The sequence below is a fragment of the Amycolatopsis sp. NBC_01307 genome, from assembly GCF_035975215.1.
In the GTDB taxonomy this organism is placed as follows: domain Bacteria; phylum Actinomycetota; class Actinomycetes; order Mycobacteriales; family Pseudonocardiaceae; genus Amycolatopsis.
This window is the reverse complement of record NZ_CP108403.1, coordinates 596,080-616,524: the sequence shown is the minus strand read 5'-3', so window position 1 is coordinate 616,524 and position 20,445 is coordinate 596,080. Positions and strand designations below refer to the sequence as shown.

Annotated in this window: 15 protein-coding genes; 3 read left to right on the top strand and 12 right to left on the bottom strand. The window is 72.7% G+C overall.

Features of this window, described 5'->3' with window-relative positions; genetic code table 11:
• A complete protein-coding gene (locus OG439_RS02940; RefSeq protein ID WP_247049100.1) occupies positions 1-1,377 on the bottom strand; it encodes a replication-associated recombination protein A in 1,377 nt (458 codons plus the stop codon).
• A 131-nt stretch (positions 1,378-1,508) separates the two neighbouring features.
• On the opposite strand from OG439_RS02940, the gene OG439_RS02935 reads away from it, so the two are divergent.
• From OG439_RS02935 to OG439_RS02925, 3 genes are all read left to right on the top strand, one after another.
• The gene (locus OG439_RS02935) at positions 1,509-2,204 is read left to right on the top strand and encodes a TetR/AcrR family transcriptional regulator (protein WP_326947778.1); all 696 of its coding nucleotides are present in this window, start codon (positions 1,509-1,511) and stop codon (positions 2,202-2,204) included.
• 31 nt (positions 2,205-2,235) lie between these two features.
• A complete protein-coding gene (locus OG439_RS02930; protein WP_326947777.1) occupies positions 2,236-3,447 on the top strand; it encodes a cytochrome P450 in 1,212 nt (403 codons plus the stop codon).
• 61 nt (positions 3,448-3,508) lie between these two features.
• A complete protein-coding gene (locus OG439_RS02925) occupies positions 3,509-4,237 on the top strand; it encodes a metallophosphoesterase family protein (RefSeq protein ID WP_326947776.1) in 729 nt (242 codons plus the stop codon).
• On the opposite strand, the gene OG439_RS02920 is transcribed toward OG439_RS02925, so the two are convergent.
• From OG439_RS02920 to OG439_RS02870, 11 genes are all read right to left on the bottom strand, one after another.
• Positions 4,209-5,102, bottom strand: coding sequence for an SGNH/GDSL hydrolase family protein (locus OG439_RS02920; RefSeq protein WP_326947775.1), 894 nt, complete (start codon positions 5,100-5,102; stop codon positions 4,209-4,211). The genes OG439_RS02925 and OG439_RS02920 overlap by 29 nt on opposite strands.
• Before the next feature lie 794 nt (positions 5,103-5,896).
• Positions 5,897-7,081, bottom strand: a complete 1,185-nt coding sequence (locus OG439_RS02915) for a phosphotransferase (RefSeq protein WP_326947773.1) — start codon at positions 7,079-7,081, stop codon at positions 5,897-5,899.
• Between the two features lie 79 nt (positions 7,082-7,160).
• Positions 7,161-8,108, bottom strand: a complete 948-nt coding sequence (locus tag OG439_RS02910) for a DUF389 domain-containing protein (RefSeq protein WP_326947772.1) — start codon at positions 8,106-8,108, stop codon at positions 7,161-7,163.
• A complete protein-coding gene (aspS, locus tag OG439_RS02905; RefSeq protein ID WP_326947771.1) occupies positions 8,108-9,886 on the bottom strand; it encodes an aspartate--tRNA ligase in 1,779 nt (592 codons plus the stop codon). Before aspS ends, OG439_RS02910 begins: the two co-directional genes overlap by 1 nt.
• A 105-nt stretch (positions 9,887-9,991) precedes the next feature.
• Complete coding sequence (gene merB / locus OG439_RS02900) at positions 9,992-10,594, bottom strand: organomercurial lyase (RefSeq protein WP_247049093.1); 603 nt, start codon at positions 10,592-10,594, stop codon at positions 9,992-9,994.
• Between the two features lie 340 nt (positions 10,595-10,934).
• Positions 10,935-12,863, bottom strand: a complete 1,929-nt coding sequence (locus tag OG439_RS02895) for an intein-containing Rv2578c family radical SAM protein (protein ID WP_326947770.1) — start codon at positions 12,861-12,863, stop codon at positions 10,935-10,937.
• Between the two features lie 268 nt (positions 12,864-13,131).
• A complete protein-coding gene (gene sthA / locus OG439_RS02890; RefSeq protein ID WP_326947769.1) occupies positions 13,132-14,544 on the bottom strand; it encodes a Si-specific NAD(P)(+) transhydrogenase in 1,413 nt (470 codons plus the stop codon).
• Positions 14,545-14,608: 64 nt separating this feature from the next.
• The gene (locus tag OG439_RS02885) at positions 14,609-15,934 is read right to left on the bottom strand and encodes a glutamine synthetase (RefSeq protein ID WP_326951478.1); all 1,326 of its coding nucleotides are present in this window, start codon (positions 15,932-15,934) and stop codon (positions 14,609-14,611) included.
• Positions 15,931-17,670: an IucA/IucC family protein gene (locus OG439_RS02880; protein WP_326947768.1), complete on the bottom strand. Its 1,740-nt coding sequence runs from the start codon at positions 17,668-17,670 to the stop codon at positions 15,931-15,933. The genes OG439_RS02885 and OG439_RS02880 overlap by 4 nt, the downstream gene beginning before the upstream one ends.
• Positions 17,667-18,953, bottom strand: coding sequence for a lysine N(6)-hydroxylase/L-ornithine N(5)-oxygenase family protein (locus tag OG439_RS02875; protein WP_326947767.1), 1,287 nt, complete (start codon positions 18,951-18,953; stop codon positions 17,667-17,669). Before OG439_RS02875 ends, OG439_RS02880 begins: the two co-directional genes overlap by 4 nt.
• Positions 18,950-20,395 carry a pyridoxal phosphate-dependent decarboxylase family protein gene (locus OG439_RS02870; protein ID WP_326947766.1) on the bottom strand — a complete coding sequence of 482 codons (1,446 nt, stop codon included), beginning with the start codon at positions 20,393-20,395 and terminating at the stop codon, positions 18,950-18,952. Before OG439_RS02870 ends, OG439_RS02875 begins: the two co-directional genes overlap by 4 nt.
• Positions 20,396-20,445 lie beyond the last annotated feature (50 nt).

The window sequence follows — 20,445 nt, the reverse complement described above, 5'->3', positions numbered from 1 at the left end:
TTACCGCTCGCCGCGGATGGTCCGGCGCAGCTTCGGGACGCGCTCGGCGAGCGGGCGTTCCGCACCGCGCTGGGTCGGCTCGTAGTAGTCCCTGCCGACCAGCTCGTCCGGCGGGTACTGCTGCGCCAGCACGCCTTCCGGGACGCCGTGCGGGTAGCGGTAGCCCTGGGCGTTGCCCAGCTTCTTGGCGCCCGCGTAGTGGCCGTCGCGCAGGTGCGGCGGGACACTGCCGGCCAGCCCGGCCCGGACGTCGGCCAGCGCGGCGTCGATGCCGGTGACGACGGCGTTCGACTTCGGGGCCGTGGCCAGGTGGATCGTCGCCTGCGCGAGCGCCAGCCTGCCCTCGGGCATGCCGATGAACTGGACGGCGTGCGAGGCCGCGACCGCCGCCTGCAGCGCCGTCGGGTCGGCCATGCCGATGTCCTCGCTGGCGTGCACGACCAGGCGCCGGGCCAGGAAGCGCGGGTCCTCCCCCGCCTCGATCATCCGGGCCAGGTAGTGCAGCGCGGCGTCGACGTCGGACCCGCGGATCGACTTGATGAACGCGCTGATGATGTCGTAGTGCTGGTCGCCGTCGCGGTCGTAGCGCACCGCCGCCTTGTCCACAGTGGACTCGACGATCGGCAGGTCGATGGTCTTCGCCTCGGTGGCCGACGCCGCGTCCGCCGCCGCTTCGAGCGCGGTCAGCGCGCGGCGGGCGTCACCGCCGGCGAGCCGGACGAGGTGGGCGCGGGCGTCCTCGGTCAGCGTGAGCTCGCCGCCGAGGCCGCGGTCGTCGGTCAGCGCGCGCTCGATCAGCCGCGTGATGTCCTCGTCGGTCAGCGGGCGCAGCTGCAGCACGAGCGAGCGCGACAGCAGCGGTGAGACGACGGAGAACGACGGGTTCTCGGTGGTCGCCGCGACCAGCAGCACCGTGCGGTCCTCGACCGCGCCGAGCAGGGCGTCCTGCTGGGTCTTGGAGAAGCGGTGCACCTCGTCGATGAACAGGACGGTGTTCTCGGTGTTGTACTGCCGGCGGCGCCGGGCCTCCTCGATTACCCCGCGCACCTCCTTGACGCCCGCCGAGAGCGCCGACATCGCGACGAACCGGCGTCCGGTGGCGATCGAGACCAGGTTGGCCAGGGTCGTCTTCCCGGTGCCGGGCGGGCCGTAGAGCAGCACGGACGCCGGAGCGGCGCCCTCGACCAGCCGGCGCAGCGGGGCGCCTTCGCGCAGCAGGTGCTGCTGGCCGACGACCTCGTCGAGCGAGCGCGGCCGCATCCGCACGGCCAGCGGGGAGCTCGCCGGGTCCGCCTGCCGCTCGTCCGCGTTCGACGTGGTGCGTTCAGGTGGGGGCGCCACGTCGGCGTTCACGGTGAAGAGCTCGTCTTGTGCCACCCGGATGACGTTAACCGACGCCACCGACAGAACCCTTGCCCCGGGGTTCGGGGGCGCGCTACCGTCGTGATGACCGGTTGACCGAAAGTGCGAATCCGGTCAACAAGTCAAATCCTCGACGGAAGAGCGGCATGAGCCATCCCAACCGCGAGCGCGGCGACCGCATCCTGGACGCGGCGGGCGAACTGCTGCTGCGCATGGGCTACCGCAAGGTGGCCGTCGACGACATCGCGCGCGCGGCCGGCATCGGCAAGGGCACCGTCTACCTGCACTGGCGCACCAAGGAACTGCTGTTCCAGGCGCTGATGATGCGGGAGTCCGCCGACCTGACCGAGGTCATCCTGGACGGGATCAAGGCCGACCCGGCGATGATCCTGCCGCACCGGATGATCTCGTCGTCGTTCCTCGCCACCCACCGGCGGCCGCTGGTGATGGCGATGATGCGCGGCAACGCGGAGCTGTTCGGCTCGCTCGGCGACCTGGCGCTGCGCAAGCAGCAGCAAGAGCTGAGCGGCCACTTCGAGGACGCCATGCGCCGGCACGGGCTGGTCCGCACCGACGTCCCGAACCTGGACTACGCGCTCAACGCCACGTCGATCGGCTTCTACCTCACCGACGTGGTGTCCGCCAAGTTCGAGGGCATCCCGATCGAGGAGCGGGCCGGCGCCCTCGCGCACACGATCCGCGTCGCGTTCGAGCCGCCAGGGGAACCCGATCCCGCGGCGGTCGCGAAGGTGGCCGCGGAGCTCACAGCGGCGCTCGAGGAGCTCGTCTCGGGCTACCGGCAGGGGATCTACGCACACGATCCCACCGAGGATCCCGGCTGATCCCGGGCCCACAAAGGGAAAAGGGGCGGACATGACCACCACACTCGCCGACACCTGGGGACTGCACGAATCCCAGTTCTGGCTGCGGGGGAAGCAACCGGCCGAACGCGTGCGGCACGCGGCCGACCTCGGGTTCTGGAACGTCTACGGGCACCCGGAAGCCGAAGAGATCCTCCGCGACCCGGGGACCTACTCCTCGGACACCACCCGGCTGGTGCCGAAGGAGCTGCTCGAGGACGTCGACCTGGCGGCGATGTCGGCGGGCAACCTGCTGCAGCTGGACCCGCCGCTGCACAACAAGATGCGCAAGCTCGTCAGCCGCGCGTTCACGCCGAAGGTCGTCGCCGACCTCGAGCCGCGCATCGCCGCGGTGACGACCGAAATGCTCGACGAGGCCGGCGGTTCCGGCCGGCTGGAGCTCGTCGAGGACCTGGCCTACCCGTTGCCGGTGATCGTGATCGCGGAGCTGCTGGGGGTCCCCGCGAGCGACCGGCACCTGTTCAAGGGCTGGGTGGACAAGCTGCTCAACGCCTCCGAGCAGTTCTCGCTGAAGGAGCAGAGCGAGGAGAACCAGGCGTCGGTCAAGAAGTCGCTGGAAGGCCAGAAGGCGCTCGTCGAGTACCTCGGCGAGCACGTCGACGAGCGGCGCACCCGGCCGCGCGACGACCTGCTGACGAAGCTCGTCGAGGCGGAGCTCGACGGCGAGAAGCTGACCCGCAACGAGGTCGTCAACTTCGCGAACGTGCTGCTGCTGGCCGGGCACATCACCACCACGATGCTGCTCGGCAACGCCGTGCTGTGCCTCGACACGCACCCGGAGTGGGACGAGCGGGCCCGCGCCGACCGGGCCCTGGTGCCGCCGCTGATCGAGGAGTCGCTGCGCTACCTCTCGCCGTTCGCGGCGGTGGCCCGCACGACGAACCGCGAGGTGCAGCTGGGCGGCGCGACCATCCCGGCCGAGCAGATGCTGATGGTGTGGGTCGCCGCGGCCAACCGCGACGAGCGCGTGTTCGCCGAGCCGGACACGTTCAACCCGCTGCGCGATCCGAACCCGCACCTGGCGTTCGGCCGCGGCATCCACTTCTGCATCGGCGCGCCGCTCGCGCGGCTCGAAGGGCGGGTGGCGCTGAACACCCTGTTCGACCGCTACCCGGCGCTGCGCACGATCCCGGGTGAGCCGCCGAAGTTCCAGGTGAACCCGAACATGACCGGCGTGCGGGAGCTGCCGCTCACCACGGGCTGAACCGGTTGCGCCCTGGGCGAAACCACTCGCCCGGGGCGCGTCCGTGCCCGAGGGTGGGCGGATGCGGATCGCGGTGCTCTCGGACATCCACGGCGTCCTGCCGGCGCTGGAAGCGGTGCTGGCCGAACCGGACGTCGTCGCGGCGGACCGGATCGTGCTGCTGGGCGACATGCTCGCCGGGCCGATGCCCGTCGAAACCCTGGAGCGCCTGGTTTCCCTGGGCGAGCGCGCGGTCTGGGTGCGCGGCAACGCCGACCGCGAGCTGGCGGCGTCCGCGCGCGGCGACGGGAAGTTCGTGCCGGACCCGATCTTCCCGTGGGCGGCGCGGCAGCTGCGTCCGGGCGATCTGCCGGTCCTGGACGCGCTCCCGCTGACGGTCACGCTCGACGGCGTCCTGTTCTGCCACGCGACCCCGCGCGACGACACCGAGATCGTGCTCGTCGACAGTGCGCTGGAACGCTGGGCGGAGGTCCTGGACGGCGTTTCTGCGTCCACCGTGGTGCTCGGTCACACCCACATGCCGTTCACGCGGCTGGCGGACCGGCGGCTGATCGTGAACCCCGGCAGCGTCGGAATGCCTTACGGGACCGGGGGTGCGCACTGGGCGTTGCTCGGCGACGGCGTCGAACTGCGGCGCACGCGGTACGACGTCGAGGCGGCGTGCCGGTTCCTGGCCTCGCACTGTGCTTATCCGGACATCGAGGAGTGGGCGGACTTCTTCGTCCGCAACCCGGCTTCGGACGCCGAGGCGTTGCGGGTGTTCAGCGCGTCCGGACCGAGTTCCACATGATGACCGCGGCGTAGGGCAGGAACTCGCGGCCGCGGCGCCACAGCCACGGAATCCCCTTCAGCACCAGCCATCCCACGTGTCCCGTGGCGCTCGGCTCGACTCCGCCACCGCAGGTGAGGCTCACCGGTTCCGGGACGTCGAACCCGGCGTCGGCGAGCAGCCCGGTGAAGCCGTCCGCCAGCATCCGGTGCCCCAGTTCGGACGGGTGCAGCCGGTCGACGCTCCACGCCGCCAGGTCGTACGCGCCGGGCAGCCGGCCGAGGTCCAGGCAGGGCACGCCTTCGCGGGCGACGACGACGTCGATGGCCGCGTTCAGCTCGGCGACGCGGGCGCTGAGGGCACGCTTGAGGGCCGGCGGGAGGCGGAACACCTTGCTGTGGTCGTGGAACCGGACGGGGATGACGGTGGTACCGACCGCACCGAGCCGCCGCACGACCTCGGTGAGATCGGCGGCGATGGCACCGGCGTCGAAGTCGGGCCGCAGGGTGTCGTTCATCCCGGCGACCACGAGCGCCACATCAGGCCGGTGCGCCACGGCGGCGGGCACCTGCTCGCCGAGCACACAGCGCATCCGGGCACCGGTGAAGGAGGGATTGAGGTAGCCGTCGGCCCCGACCCCGAGCGCCGCGGCGACCAGCGGGCCGACACCCCGCCACCCCCCACGCCGAGGCAAGGGATCCCCCAGCCCCACGGCGGTCGAGTCCCCGAGCACGACGAGCCGCCGCGCTCGCCTGAGCGACGGGAGGCTCGGGCTGTTCGGGACTTCCGGGATGTTTGGGACGTTCGGGACCGCTTTGAGCGCGGGCCGGGAGGGTTCGGGACAGGGAGTGACTTCGAGGCTGGTCACGGTCACGCCCAAAACCATCGGCCACGGAGACTCACCTGCGGTGAGGACGAGGTAACGCGACCACGACACCACGCCGAATTCTTGACACTCAGCTCACGAATGTCCGAAATGTCCCGCGTCTGCCGCCCCTAAAGCAGCCCCCACCCTCCCTGGGGGCCGGCCCCGCATCCAGCGTATCGCCGGGGCCCGACGAAAGGCCGGGAGAAGCCGTGTCCGGGCCGGCTTGTCCACATCACGGCCGGGCTGTGGACAAGCGGGGCTGCCGCGGCCTGTCGTGAGTGGTCAGCCGGGTTAGAGCGGACCCGCCCTTGGCGACCTACCGATTCCGGCTGCGGTTTGTGGTTGCCGAGGCTGATGCGGTCGCCGGGGCGTTGCGGCTGGGGGTCGTGAGTGTTTAGGAGGGTTAGAACCCTCCTAAACACTCACGACCGGTACCGGTGTGGCGCGTGTGACTTCTGGTGCGGCGGGGTTGGCTTGCGGCGGCTGAGTGCCGGGCCTGCGTGACGCCGGCCAGCGGTATCCCGGTCGTGAGTTGGCCGTTGGGTTCTGACCCGACTGACCCCTCGCGTGGAGACAGAGCCGCGGAAACCGGACAGCACGCCGGGCTCGGCGAAGTGCGTAGGCCTGGGCGGAAGAACCGGCTGTTCGCCGGCCGGCGCGGCCGGGCCGTGGACGAGTCCGGCCGGGGTCAGCAAGATGCCAAGCCGGACGCCGGGTCAGGCGACCCGACACACGGGGTCGGCCCGGGGAATCTCGCCGCCGGATCGCGGTCGTTGCGCCGCGCAAGCCAGGCCGAGCTGAGGACAAGCGGGTCAGCGGAAGGCTGGGTAGAACGCCAGGTCCGCGTGCGGGCCCAGCCGGGCCGCCAAGGCCGCTGCCACCTTTGACGAGAACTCCGAGACCGCCGTCATGCGGACGTAGCCCGCGTGCTTGGCCAGGTCGCGCCACCACGTCACCAGGGCCGCCTCGCGGCTCACCGGGGCCGCGTGGCGGGAGAGGTCCAGGGCGCCCAGCTCCTCGCCCGTGATCAGCCAGACTCGCAGCAGCTCGCTCGACGTGAGGTGGCCGGCCAGTGCCTCGTCGTCGGCGAAGGCGGGCCACACGCCCGCCACCTCCGCGCGCCACGCCGCGATCATCGCCTCGCTCATGCCCGCGGGCAGCGCCAGCGCGTCCGGCCAGCTCGCGAACGGCAGCCGGAGGTTGGCGGCGTCGACCAGTGCCGACCGGACCCGGCCGTACTCGAAGTCTAGGAACCGCACCCCCTCGCCGGTGACCAGGTTGTTGTCGGGGCTGAGCTCCACCGGGCTGAACGCGCGGAAGGCCGTCGACCGGGACTGCTCGACGGCGTGCGTGACCGCGTCGAGCACCGCTTCCGGCACCGGCGTGCCCAGCCGGTCCTGGATCAGCGACGGCACCCGCGCGCAGATCTCGTCGACGTCGTCGTGGTCGCACTTGGCCGGTCCGCCGAGGCGGCGCAGCAGGGCGTTGAAGTCGGCCTCGCGCCCGGCGGTGTTCGCGTGCAGCCGGCCCAGCGACCGGGCCCAGGACAGCAGCGCGCGCTCGGCGGCGCGGGAGTCGCGGGCGTGGAGCTTGTCCTCCAGGGTCGCCGTGCGGCCGAGGTCCTCCAGCACGAGCACGCGGTCGCGGCCGTCGTGGGCCAGCAGTTCCGGGCACATCCGCTCGTCCGGGGACAGCGCCGTGAACAGCTGGTAGCTGACCGCCTCCTGGGCGAACGAGTCCTCCTCGCCCGGCGCCGGACGGTCCGGGTAGTGCTTGATGACCAGCGTGCGCGGCAGCGCGAAGGACGACGACACCACTCTCGCGCGGACGACCGTGGCCGGCCCGCTGCCCGCGAGGTCCTCGGGCGAAACCAGCGTGATCGCACTGCCGAACCGGCGCGAGAGAACGGACTCGCCCGCCGCGACCGCGGCGGCGATATCCTGCTCGGCTCCTGCCCCGACCCCAGCGTCGCCGGTGGAGGAGGTGTCGACTGTCATTGTCACCGACCCTACTCGTGACTGAGCAACCATGACTACTGACATCCGGACAACAAGGAGCATCCCGCCCGGATCCGGGTCACCCGCGTGAAAGCGGACGCAGCTCCTTCAGAGAACCTTGCCCATTCCGGCGCACGATCAACACGACGGCCGCCGCTGCAACGATTCCGAGAAGGTTCACGAGCAGCTGCCCGATCGACTGGAGACACCTGCTCCACTCCCCTGCCACGGCCGCCACGACCGCGTATCCCGCGGCCGGCACCGTGGTCACCGAGATGAAGACCCCCACGAGCGCGGCCGATTTCGCCGACGTCATGGCGAGCATCCCGGCCGCTCCGGCGAGCATCGCCACGACCAGCGACGGTACGCCCACCGAGAACACGAAGTCGACCTCGTTGTGCTGCTTCAGCTCGAACGCCTGCGCGCCGAAGACGCCCGTCACCCGGACCAGCAGCGCACCGCCGAGCGTGACGACGATGGCCAGCGGGAAGCCGATCGCGAGCGCCGCGCCCGCCTGCCGGACCAGGTCCCAGCGCCGCAGCACGAGACCGACCGCGAGCGCGGCGAGAGGCCCGAACTCGGGGCCGACGACCATCGCGCCGACGATCGTCACCGCCGAGTCGGTCAGCACACCGACCGCGGCGAGCAGGCACGCGATGATGAGGAACGCCAGGAACGTCACGTTGAGCCGCGACTCCTCGCCGGTGCGGGACAGCAGCTCCTGCCACACGACGGCGTCGGCCCCCTCCCCCGGCGCGGCTTCTTCCGCCTCGTCGGCGGCGTCGGACAGCGCGGTGTCGAGCGCCTCCAGGGTGATCCCGCCGGTGCGGTCGAGCTCGAGCACGCACAGCGCGTCCACGATCTCGTCCGCCGCTTCGCGCGCGATGTCGGCCTCGAGCAGATCTCCCGCGGGCGAAACGGCGGCACCGCGGTGCACGATCAGGTGCGCGGTGCCGGCGTGTACCCGCAGGACGTCGAGCGCCTGAGCGGTCTTGTCCGGCGGGCACACGGCCCTGAGGTGCAGCATTAGTTCTGCGTTGCGGGGGCGGCCGGCTTCGCGTCGATGCCGGCCTCCTTGCGCTGCTGCGCGGTGATCGGCGCGGGCGCCGCGGTCAGCGGGTCGTAGCCGCCGCCGGTCTTCGGGAACGCGATCACGTCACGCAGCGAGTCGGCCTTGGCCAGCAGCATGACGATGCGGTCCCAGCCGAACGCGATGCCGCCGTGCGGCGGCGGGCCGAACGCGAAGGCGTCGAGCAGGAAGCCGAACTTCTCCTGCGCCTCTTCCTCGCCGAGGCCCATCAGCGAGAAGACGCGCTTCTGCACGTCGCCGCGGTGGATACGGATCGAGCCACCGCCGATCTCGTTGCCGTTGCAGACGATGTCGTAGGCGTAGGCCAGGGCGTTGCCCGGGTCCTGCTCGAACTTGTCGATCCACTCCGGGGTCGGCGAGGTGAACGCGTGGTGCACGGCGGTCCACTTGCCGGAGCCGACGGCGACGTCGTCACCGATGTCCTCGACCGGCGCGAACAGCGGGGCGTCGACGACCCACACGAACGACCAGGCGTCCTCGTCGATCAGGCCGAGGCGCTTGCCGATCTCGTCGCGCGCGGCGCCGAGCAGCGGCTGCGTGCTCGCGGCCTTGCCGGCGGCGAAGAAGACGCAGTCGCCGGCCTTCGCGCCCGCCGCGGCGGCGACGTTCTCGCGCTCGGTCTCGGACAGGTTCTTGGCGACCGGGCCGCCGAGCGTGCCGTCCTCGTTGACGAGGATGTACGCGAGGCCGCGCGCGCCGCGCTGCTTGGCCCACTCCTGCCACGCGTCGAGCTGGCGACGCGGCTGCGAAGCGCCGCCGGCCATCACGACCGCGCCGACGTAGGGCGCCTGGAACACGCGGAACGGCGTGTCGGCGAAGAACTCCGTCATGTCGGTGATCTCGAGGTCGAAGCGCAGGTCCGGCTTGTCCGAGCCGTACTTGGCCATCGACTCGAGGTAGGTGATGCGCGGGATCGGCCGCGGGATCTCGTGCCCGATCAGCTTCCACAGCGCGGTGACGATGTCCTCGCCGACCTTGATGACGTCGTCCTGCTCGACGAAGCTCATCTCGATGTCGAGCTGGGTGAACTCCGGCTGGCGGTCGGCGCGGAAGTCCTCGTCCCGGTAGCAGCGCGCGATCTGGTAGTACCGCTCCATGCCGCCGACCATGAGCAGCTGCTTGAACAGCTGCGGCGACTGCGGCAGGGCGTACCAGGACCCGGGCTTCAGCCGCGCCGGGATCACGAAGTCGCGGGCGCCTTCCGGGGTGGAGCGGGTCATCGTCGGCGTCTCGATCTCGACGAAGTCCTGCTCGTGCAGCACCTCGCGGGCGGCGCGGCTGACCTCGCTGCGCAGCCGCATCGCCGCGGCCGGCCCGCTGCGCCGCAGGTCCAGGTAGCGGTGCTTGAGGCGGATCTCCTCGCCGACGTCGACCCGGTCGTCGATCGGGAACGGCAGCGGCGCGGCCTCGGACAGCACCTCGAGCTCGGTCGCGAGGACCTCGATCTCGCCGGTCGGGATCTCGGCGTTCGCGTTGCCGTCGGGGCGCTTCGCGACCTCACCGACGATCTTGACGCAGAACTCCGAGCGCAGCGCGTGGGCGCGCTCGGCCATCTCGCCCTCGCGGAAGACGACCTGGGCCACACCGCTGGCGTCGCGGAGGTCGATGAAGATGACGCCGCCGTGATCTCGCCGCCGGGCCACCCATCCGGTGAGGGTGACGGTCTGTCCGGCCTGCTCGGCACGCAGGGTGCCGGCGTTGTGAGTGCGGAGCACTGCGACTGCTCTCCTTCGACATGGACGGTTCTCGCTGCCCGGAAAGGCTAACGAACCGCCCAGCCTACGACGTCGGCAGGTTTGACTTGCCCGCGGTGCCGGGCGTCAGAGCACGAACTTGGGGCGGGCCTCCAGCGCGGCCACCAGCCGGTGGGCCTGGGCGAGGTAGGCGGCGACCTGGTAGATCCGCCCGCCGGGGTGCGAGACCAGCCAGTTCGCGGCCGCCGACGCCGACGCGAAGAACGGCTGCCCGGCGCAGGCGACGGCGTCGACGCGGTCGAGGTCGAAGCCGAGGTCGACCGCGGCGACGACGGCGGAGGCCGGGTCGGCCTGCAGGATCCCCCACGGGGTGAGCTCGATGCGGATGCGCGTGCCGGTGACCGGGCAGGTCGCGACGGCGTGCACACGCTCGTTGGTCGCCAGGGCCAGCAGGAACATGTCGACGGAGCCGTCCGGGCCGGCCCCGAGGGTGCCTTCGGCGGGCTCGAGCCGCTGGTGGCTCCCGCGCGGCGCGGGTCCGGTCGAGACGAGGTCGCGGTGCAGGGTGAAGCCGATCAGCTCGACGAGCCGGCGCGCTTCGGCCGGGGTGACGCCGACGGTCCCGGCGAGCCGGTCGACGCCCACCGGGTGACGGCCGGCCCGGGTCAGCTTCAGCGCGGCCCAGGCGAGCCGGGCCGCCGCGACACGGTCGGTCTGCGAGGTCGTCAACGTCCGGCTCCTTTCGGATCGATCCCTTCGACGTTAGGCGTCGGTGAGGGGGCCCGACAACGACACGATCGGACATTTTCCCGCAAGCACCCGACACCACCCGCCGGGTTACGGCGAACGGTGCAGTGTCACGGTTGTCGGGGGTGACGGCCTCACTCACACGGCCGCCCGGTGGGAGGATCACGTACCGCAATCGTGGTCCATAAAGGACAGTCAAAGGACTCACTGCGGACGCTGACCCACTGGGCCATCAGAGTAGCCGGAATCGCCCGGCGAGCGGGAGCCGTCCCGCTGAGTGAGCACCGGACGCGCTCCGCCGTGACAGGGCACCGCGGGGCCGTCACAGCAACCGCAGCTGTTCGGCGGGCGGTACGTCCTCCCCCTGCGACGACACCGACGGCACCGGCGGCTCCGGCGTCCGTACTTCGTACCCCGTCTTCGGGGCCAGCCCGTGCCGCCTCAGCAGCGGCGCCACCCGCTCGCCGAGCCGCTCGCGGTACGCCTTCTGCACGTAGCTCCCCTTCGCGTACAGCTCCCGGTAGCGCGGGACCAGCGCCGGGTACGTGCCCGCCAGCCAGCGGCCGAACCACTCGCGGGCGCCCGGGCGCAGGTGCAGCGGGATGACCGTCACGCTCGTGGCGCCCACCTCGGCCAGCCGCGCGAACAGCGCGTCGAGGGCCTCGGCGGAGTCGGTCAGCCACGGCAGCACCGGCGCCACCAGTACCGAGCACGGCAGCCCGGCCTCACGGGCCTTGCGGACGAGCTCCAGCCGCGCCCGCGGGCTCGGCGTGCCCGGTTCGAGACGGTGCTGCAGCTCGCGGTCGAGCAGCGCGATCGACACGGCGAGGCCGACCGGGACGTCCGCCGCGACGCGCTGCAGCAGCGGCAGGTCCCGGGCCAGCACCGTGCCCTTCGTGAGCACCGACAACGGCGTGCCGGACCGCGCGAGCGCCGTGATGATGCCCGGCATCAGCCCGTAGCGGCCCTCCGCGCGCTGGTACGGGTCGGTGTTGGTGCCCATCGCGACGGGCTCGCGCCGCCAGGACGGCCGCTTCAGCTGCGCCGCCAGCACCTGCGGGGCGTTGACCTTGACGACGACCTGGGTGTCGAAGTCACGGCCGGCGTCGAAGTCCAGGTAGGTGTGGGTGTTCCGGGCGAAGCAGTTGTGCGACACCATGCCGTCGGCGATGAAGTCGCCGGTGCCGGTGGTGATGTCGAACAGCGGGAGCTGCAGGCCCAGCGGCTCGATCGCCTCGACGCGCCGCCGGCTGGCGCCGATCACCGAGCCGTCGAGCGAGCGTTTCCAGGCGACCGCCGGGTTGCTCAGGTGCAGGAACCGGAGGACCTCGCCGGCGCCGCCGAGCAACCGGACCTCTTGGCGCGTCGGGAACTTCGGCACTTCGTCGAGCTGGTGCGCGAAGCCGAAGCTGGTGAGCGCCGCCGCGAAGGCGTCGGCGATCTCCGGCTCGTCGTGCGCGACGGACAGCATCCCGCGGCCGTGGCTGCCGGCGAGGTCGAAGACGCCGGCGAGGAACCCGCGCCGCCAGTGCGCGTCCGGGTCGGCGGGCACCTTCAGGAAGCCGACCGACGCCCCGAAGTCGGGCAGGTACTCCAGCGCCCGCGCGGCCGCGTCCGCCTCCGCGCCGAACCCGCCGGAGCGCAGCATCCCGCACAGGTAGCCGGCGCGGTAGCCGAGCGTCTCGTCGGGCGTCGGCGCGAACCGGCCGACGCCGATCAGCTCGGCCCCGGGGGTCAGGTGCGGCCGTTGGGCGGCGCCGAGCTTGCTGCCGGTGACGTGCTTCCAGCCCTTCGAGGTGAGGAACCGGTGATCGCCGCTCGCGACGAGCCGCGTGCCGTCGTCGAGGGTGACGCGGTAGGCGTCGCGCAACGTCGTCCAGTGCGCGAGCACCGTGGTCGGCACCAGCCGCCGGGCCGCGCCGTGGCCGCGGGTGCCGTAGATCGCGTCGCCGACCTTCAGCTCCGACAGCGCCCGCGTCCGGCCGTCGGCGAGCAGGATCCGGGTGCCGCCCTCCAGGCAGTAGGTACAGGCGTGGGAGCAGCCGCGGTACGGGTTCACGGTCCAGCTGAACGGCACCCCGGAGCCCGCAGGCACCTTGTTCAGCACCGAGCGGGCGTTCACCTCGTGAAAGGTGACGCCGTCGAATTCCGGTGACCGCACGGAACGCACCAGGCCTTCCAGCCCGGGCAGTGCCGGCTCACCCTCCCCTGCTCGCTGCCGATCCCATCGCACTCCGGCAGTCGAACACATGTTCTATTGGGGTGTCAAACGCGTTCGCGGCGGGTGGGACGGGTGGTGCGGATGGGGCCGCCTTCGCGAGGTATCAGCAGGGGCGGGTGGTGCGCAGGGCCCACCGCGCGACCGTGCGCTGCGCACGGAAGCCGTGCCGGCGACCCGCACGACGAAGCTCACCTGACGCTCGGCGCGGGTTGTCGTGAGTGTTTAGGAGGGTTCTAACCCTCCTAAACACTCACGACCCCTGGTGTCACAGAGCCTGGCGAATTCGGCGACGACGGTGTCAGGAGGTGAACCGGTCCAGGGCGCGGATCTTGTTGGTGGCGTCCAGCGCGGCCACCTTGTAGGCCTCCGAGAGCGTCGGGTAGTTGAACACCGCGTCGACGAGGTAGTCGACCGTGCCGCCGCAGCCCATCACCGCCTGTCCGATGTGGACCAGGTCGGTCGCGCCCGTGCCGAACACGTGCACGCCCAGCAGCTTCCGGTCCTTCGTGGACACCAGCAGCTTCAGCATGCCGTAGCTGTCGCCGGTGATCTGGCCGCGCGCGAGCTCGCGGTAGCGGGCGATGCCGACCTCGTACGGCACCGACGACGACGTCAGCTGGGCCTCGGTCGCCCCGACGTACGAGATCTCCGGGATCGTGTAGATGCCGATCGGCTGCAGCGCGCCGAGGCCGTTCGCCGGCTCGCCGAACGCGTGGTAGGCCGCGAGCCGGCCCTGGTCCATCGACGTCGCCGCGAGCGCCGGGAAGCCGATCACGTCGCCGACGGCGTAGATGTGCGGGACCTCGGTGCGGTAGTGCTCGTCGACGACGAGCCGGCCGCGCTCGTCCGCGGCCAGCCCGGCCTGGTCCAGCGCGAGCGAGCCGGTCATGCCCTGGCGGCCGGCGGAGTACATCACGCCGTCGGCCGGGATGCGCTTGCCGCTGACCAGCGTCGTGATCGTCGCGTCGTCGGACACCGCGACGTCGGCGACCTTCTCGCCGAACCGGAACGTGACGCCGAGGTCGCGCAGCTGGAACTTCAGCGACTCCACGATCTCGGGGTCGCAGAAGTCGAGCATCTGGTCGCGCTGCTCGACCACGGTGACGCGCGAGCCGAGCGCGGCGAACATCGACGCGTACTCGATGCCGATCACGCCCGCGCCGACCACGACGAGCGACGACGGGATCTGTTCGAGCCGCAGGATCTCGTCGGAGTCCAGCACGCGGGCGGCGTCGAAGTCGACGTGCCCGGGCCGCGCGGGCCGGGTGCCGGTGGCGATCACGACGTAGTCCCCGGTCAGCGTCCGGCGGTCCCCGGCGTGCTTGCCGTCGACGACCACGGTGTGCGGGTCGGCGAACGAGCCGAGGCCGGCGATGAGGTCGACGTGGTTGCGCATCAGCTGGGCGCGCACCACCTGGACCTCGCGCCCGACCACGTGGTGGGTGCGCGCCAGCAGGTCGGCGATGGTGATGTCCTGCTTGACGCGGTAGCTGGCGCCGTACAGCTCGCGCTGGTTCATGCCGGTCAGGTAGAGCACCGCTTCGCGCAGGGTCTTGGACGGGATCGTGCCGGTGTTGACGCACACCCCGCCGACCATGTCGTGCCGGTCGACGACCGCCACCTTCTTGCCCAGTTTCGCGGCCGCGATGGCGGCCTTCTGCCCGCCCGGGCCCGAACCGATGACGATGAGGTCGTACTCGTGCTCGCTCACGGTGTCGAGCCTGCGCACCCGGAGCCCGCCGCGCAACCCCCAGCGGGTGAAGAGGGGTGCAGGCTCAGGCCCGGAGGGCGCCCCGGCGCCGCTGCCAGTCGGTCACCGCGTCCAGACCGGACTCGATCTCCTCCGTGAGCAACGCCGTCAGCTGCGCCGCGACGTCGACGCCGAGCAGCTTGCCGGCCCGGCCGTCCGAGATCAGCGCCAGCGCCTCCCACGGCGACGTCGCCAGCTCGTCCACGGTCGTCCCGGCCGGCGGCGGCGTCAGGCCCTCCTCCAGCCCGAACCGCCCGGCCGCCAGCAGGGCCGCGACGACCAGGTGGGGCTGGGCGTCGGCACCCGGGAAGCGGAACTCCAGGCGGCGGTTCGCCGCGGGCCCGGCCACGCGGACCGACGCCGTCCGGTCGTCGTGGCCCCAGCGGATCTCGCGCGGGGAGAACGGTGCCGTCCGCAGCCGGACGTAGCCGTTCCACGTCGGCGCCCACACGGCCGTCAGCGCCCGCGCGTCCCGCAGCACGCCCGCCAGGAACCCGCCCAGCAGATCCGGCCCGGAACCGTCCACGGCGGACAGTGACAGGTGGACGTGCCCCGAGTTGCCCTGGCCGGGCGCGGGCGCCGCGAGGTAGTCGGCGGTGACGCCGTGGCGTGCCGCGACCCGGCGGACGATCAGCTGCTGCAGCAGGACGTCGTCGCAGGCGGCGAGGGCGTCGCGGTGGCGCAGCACGATCTCGTACTGGCCCGGGTGGCACTCCGCGCGCGCCGACTCGACGCCCAGCCCGGCCTCGTCGAGCGCCACCCGCAGGTCGCGCAGCAGCGGCGCCAGGCGCTCGGTGCCGCCGACCGCGTAGTCGGCGCCGTGCGCGGTGAGCGGCTCGCCGGCCGCGTCGCGGAACACCACCTCGTGCTCGATGCCCACCGACGGCACCAGCCCGAGCCCTTCGAGGGCTTCGAGCTGCCCCCGCAGCACCTCGCGCGGGGCGAGCTCCGCGACCGGTCCGGCCGGCCACTCGGCGTCGCACACCACCGCCCACGTCCGGTCGCCGAGCGGGATCGCGCTCGCCGCGTCCGGCCGCATCCGCAGGTCGCCGTAGCCCTCCAGGTAGCCATTCAGGTAGCCACCGAGCGCCCCGGACTCCGGCAGCGCCGCGCGCTCGGGCGTCCACGCGAAGACGTAGCTGCAGACGCCGTAGCCGTCGGTGAGGACGTCGGCGGCGAACGGCGCGGCCAGCTCGACGGCGGCGAAGCGGGCGTGCGGGTCGGGCACCAGCAGGAGCAGCCGCGCGCCGTCCTCGGCGAGCACCCCGCGCAGCACGCCTTCCCCGGTCACGGCCGCCGCGCGCCGGGCGGCCAGCGACCGCGGGCCGGCCGGGCGCGCGAACGGCGTCACCACGCGCCGCCGGGATCCGCGCTGTGCAGCGGGTTCGGCACCCGGCCGAAGCGGACGTCGAACTCGTCGTCGCGCTCCACCTTGTCGAAGCCCTGCCCGGCGAAGTGCTCGCGGTTGAGCGTGACGCGCTCGACGTCCGGTGCGAACAGCCGGCACGCGTCGAACCGCGCGGCGACGTCCGGGTTCTCGTCGCGGTAGCGGCCGACGATCTCGCGCACCGGCGCCCAGAACCTCGCCCGCGGCAGGCCCAGCTCGTCGAGCAGCACCTCAGCCCAGAACCGGAACTGCCCGGAGAACACCGAGCTGAACAGCGACTGCGCGAGCAGGTGCGCCGGCCAGCGCAGCATGTCGGCGGCCGCCTCGGGCGGGAGGCTTTCGTAGCTTTCGAGCTGCTCGTCGAGCAGGTCGACGCCCTGCGCGAAGTCCTTGATCAGCACCCGCTGCGGCACGCCGGCGGCGTCGACGACGAGGATCAGGTTCTGGCCGTGCGGGCAGAAGCCGACGCCGTGGCGCAGCAGCCACTGCAGCAACGGCGTGAGCGTCAGGTCGAACAGCCGCGTCAGCCACGCCTCCGGGTCGCCGTCGCCGATCAGGTGGGCCAGCACCGAGACGCCGTCGGGCCCGCGATAAGGCAGTGCGGCGAACGAGATCGCGCGCTCCCCGGCCGCCAGGTGCGCGGTGAGGGGTTCCCGCCACAACGCACCGAGGGTCTCGTGGAACCGGTACGGCAGCTCCTCCAGGTGCCCGAACAGCGGGTGCTTCACCGACACGCTCGCGACCTCGCCGAGCAGCCCGAAGCGGTACTTCCCGGCCAGGAGCGGATCGCCCGCGCTGACCCGGCGCAGCCACGACGTCACCGACGGCCCGGCGAGCGTGGCCGCGGAGTTGAGCCCGCGGTAGACGAGCGTGTTGCGCACCGACACGGCGGTCTTGACGTCGTGCCGCCCGGGCGTGCTCACGTTCGCCAGCGTCCGGACGGTCTGGTGCGCGCGGTAGCCGTCGGCGCTCTCGCCGAGGTCGATCATGACGCCGGTGGCCAGCTCGGCGGCGTAGAGCGTGCCGAGGATTTCGTCGGCCTGCCACGGGTGCACCGGCACCCACACGTAGCCGTCGGGCGCGCGGCCGGCGAACTCCGCGCGCAGGTCGCCGAGTTCGGCGGCCAGCAACGCGTCCCGGCTCAGCTCGTCGACACAGCGGAACTCGGCGTGCTCGGGGTGGACGGCGAACCAGCGCAGCCGGACGTCGGCCCCGGCCTCCGGCGCGTAGCGGGCGCGGTCGAGCGCGGAGAAGCCGACGCGGCCCTTGTTGAGCACCAGCCGCGGGTGACCCGTGAGGTGCCCGTCGGCGACGTTGTAGTCCAGTGCGGACAGTTCGGCCGCGGTCGGTGCGCGGCGCAGGCGGGCGGCCTCGTTGGCGACCGTCGCGGTCAGCTCGGCCAGGACGTCGGCCAGCCGCAACCCGCTGAGTCCCAACGTCTTCCGGGCGTCCACGACGAGCGTGCGCGGGTCGGTGGCCGGCTCGCCGGACCGGTGCGCGCTGCCCGCGACCACCGTCCAGGCGTCGAAAGCGCCGCGCCGAGCTTGGAACGTATAGACGACGTCGTCCGGCAGCTCGAGCCGGTAACTGTCGCCGTCGGCCACCGGCTCCAGCATGTGCTCGTACGACAGCTCGCCGAGCATCTTGTGCGTGATCAGGGCACCGGCCGCGCGCCAGGCGGCCGCCTCGTCGATGCTCACTTGTCCTCCAGGCCGAACGTGGTGAAGGCGGTGCGGTCGGGCAGCTCGTGCACGGTCTTGCCGCACACGGCGTTGAGGATCACGGCCGCCCGCCAGGCGCCCAGGCCGAGGTCGGGGGCGCCCGGCCCGTGCGTGTGCCGTTCGGCGTTCTGCACGAACAGCGGCCCCGGCACGTCGAGGGCGACGCGGTGGTCGGCGCCGACCACGAGCCGGCCCCGGTCGTCGCGGTGCACGGCGTCGCCGAGCCCGGCCAGCAGCGGCCCGGTCGGCGTTTCGGTGTAGCCGGTGGCCGCGACGACGGCGGCGGTGCGCACGGTCCCGTTGCGGCCCTGCTGCGCGTGCCGGAGGCCCAAGTCGACTTGTCCATCCACAGTGGATGCCGAGACGACCTCGACGCCCGGGCTCAGCACCGCGGCGGGCCAGCCGCCGCCGATGCTGCGGCGGTAGAGCTCGTCGTGGATCGCCGCGATCGTCTCGGCGTCGATCCCCTTGTACAGCTGCCACTGCGTGGGCAGCAGGCGGTCGCGGACCGCGCTCGGCAGGCCGTGGAAGTAGGCGGTGTAGTCCGGGGTGAACTGCTCCAGCCCGAGCTTCGAGTACTCCATCGGCGCGAACGCCAGGGTCCGCGCCAGCCAGCGCAGGCCGTCCACAGTGGACCGCGCGCGCAGCAGGTCGAGGACGACCTCGGCCCCCGACTGCCCGGACCCGACGACCGTGACGCTCTCGGCGGCCACCAGTGCGGCCCGGTGGGTGAGGAAGTCCGCGGAGTGCAAGGCAAGGGTGTCCGGGTCCGAAACCAGGTCCCGCAACGGTTCCGGCACCGACGGCACCGACCCGACGCCGAGCACGACGGCGTCGGCCAGCACCGGTTCGGTGCCGGCGACCGTCAGCTCGAACGCCGCTTCGGCCGCGTCCCACCGGACGCCGGTGACCTCGTGGCCGAACCGGCACGACGGCAGCCGCGCCGCGGCCCAGCGGCCGTAGTCGTCGTATTCGGCGCGCGGCAGGTGGAACCGCTCGGCGAAGTAGAAGGGCAGCAGCCGGCCGCGGTCGCGCAGGTAGTTGAGGAACGACAACGGGTTCGTCGGGTCGACCAGCGTCACCAGGTCGGCGAGGAACGGCACCTGCAGGCTCGCGCCCTCGACCAGCAGGCCCGGGTGCCACCGGAACTCCGGGCGGGCGTCGAAGAACACCGCGTCCAGGCCGTCGACCGGGGCGGCGAGCGCCGCGAGCGAGAGGTTGAACGGCCCGATCCCGATGCCCGCCAGGTGGTGGCGCCTCACGAAGCGACCGGGCTTTCCCGGTTCGCGACGAGCTCGGCGCCCGCCGTGGCGGCGATCCGGTCCAGCAGCGGGCGGTAGTCCTCGACCGTGGTTTCGGGGTGCAGCAGCGTCAGCTTGAGCCACAGCTGCGGCGCGCCGCCGGGGCCGGTCGGCAGCGCGGCCCGGCCGATCACCGCGGTGCCCGCCTCCAGCAGCGCGCGGCGGACCCGGGCGACCAGTTCGTCGGCTTCGGCGTCCGCGAGGTTCTCGGCGACGACCGGGCGCAGGACGACGGTGGACAGCTCCGGCGCGCCCCAGAGGCGCAGGCCGGGGTGGGCGTCGACGACGGCCGCGACCTCGCCGGCGGTGTCGCAGCAGTGCTCGACGAGCGCGCCGAGGCCGTCGGTGCCCAGCGCTCGCACGGTGACGGCCATCCGGAACGCGTCCGGCCGCCGCGACGTCCGGATCGAGCGGCCGAGCAGGTCCGGCAGGCCGGCCTCGGTGTCGTCGTCGGCGTTGAGGTACTCGGCCCGCACGGTCAGCGCGCCGAGGTCGGCGGCCTCGCGGGCGGCGAAGAGCCCGGCCGCGACCGGCTGCCAGCCGAACTTGTGCAGGTCGAGCGCGACGGAGTCGGCCTGCTCCAGCCCGGCGAGCTGGGCCCGGAGCGCGGTGCTGCACAGCGCCATCCCGCCGTACGCGGCGTCGACGTGCAGCCGGGCACCCGCTTGGCGGCAGATCTCGGCGATCTCGGGCAGCGGGTCGATCGTGCCGGTGTTGGTGGTGCCGGCGGTCGCGACGACGACGGCGGACGCGCCCAGGTCGCGGAGGGTTTCGGCGAGCGCGGCCGGGAGCAGGCGATCGCCCTCGCACGCGACGACGACCGGCGCGGGCAGGCCGAGCAGCCAGGCCGCGCGGGCGACGCTGTGGTGGGCGTTGACGCCGCAGACGGGCCGGACGTGCGCGTCCCGCTCGCGGGCGAGCAGCAGCCCGAGCAGGTTGGATTCGGTGCCACCGGTGGTCACGACGGCGTCCGGCGCGGCGGCGTCCGGGTAGCAGAGGCGGGCGATGCCGGTGGTGAACTCGCGCTCCAGCTCGCTGGCCACCGGCGCCTGGTCCCAGGAGTCCATCGACGGGTTGAGCGCGCTCGCCACGACGTCGGCGGCGACGGACACCGCGAGCGGCGGGCAGTGCAGGTGCGCCGCGCAGGCCGGGTCGGCGGGATCGGCCGAGCCCGCCGCGAGCAGCCGGCTGAGCTCCTCCAGCGCGGCTTCGGCGCCGACGCCGTGACGTGGCAGCGCGCCCCCTTCACCGGCGAGCGCCGCGGCCACCGCGGCGGGTCCGCCGGCCGGCACCGGCCCGCCGCGTTCGGCCACCCCGGCCGCCATGCCGCGCAGTGCCGCCGGGATCAGCTCCCCGAGCCGGTCCGCGCCGCCTTCGCCCCCGGCCAGCCCGTCTGCCCGCATGTACCCCCGCCTTCCTTAGGGTTGCCTTGCCTACGCTGAGCAACAGTACG